General features: G+C 36.6%; 1 protein-coding gene and 1 other RNA gene. Both read right to left on the bottom strand.

Features of this window, described 5'->3' with window-relative positions:
- Window positions 1-280: Arm DNA-binding domain-containing protein (locus ABD296_RS50265; protein ID WP_344285836.1), on the bottom strand; the 280-nt coding region annotated here is incomplete at its 3' end.
- Window positions 281-455: 175 nt separating this feature from the next.
- Window positions 456-524, bottom strand: a transfer-messenger RNA (tmRNA) gene (gene ssrA, locus ABD296_RS50270); the annotation flags it as partial.

Here is a 524-nt window from a genome sequence, read left to right on the forward strand (position 1 = left end):
TACTCAACCATTCCTCAACCACCTTATGGACTGGTGGAGAATTGGCGACCTTGCCCTGATATTCTAATTTTAATTGTCTTGCTAGTTGGCGTGCTTCTTTACATCCCATAATAGGATATTCACCCAACATCTTTTGATTTTGCTTTCCATTTTGGCGATAAGACAAAACCCATTTCTTTTTTCCATTAGGAAAAACGGAAATGTTTAATCCTTCCCCATCTGCTACTGAATATCTAGATTCTTTAGGTTTTAATGACTTTACTTGGGCATCCGATAGCATAGTGTTATACCGTATAACAGTTGTATAACAGCTTATAGTGATAAAGTTTGATTATCAATGATTAAGCTGAATCAAGAATGATTAAATCAAAGGCATTAAAAAAGCCCTAAATCATTAAGATTTAAGGCTTTTTGATCAACTCTAATCATATGTGATTAACTTTGATCTTAGTATTTGGTGGAGGTGGCGGGAGTTGAACCCGCGTCCGCCAGCACTACGCTCGAGAATACTACATGCTTAGATA

It is taken from the genome of Actinomadura napierensis (assembly GCF_039529375.1).
GTDB lineage: Bacteria > Actinomycetota > Actinomycetes > Streptosporangiales > Streptosporangiaceae > Spirillospora > Spirillospora napierensis.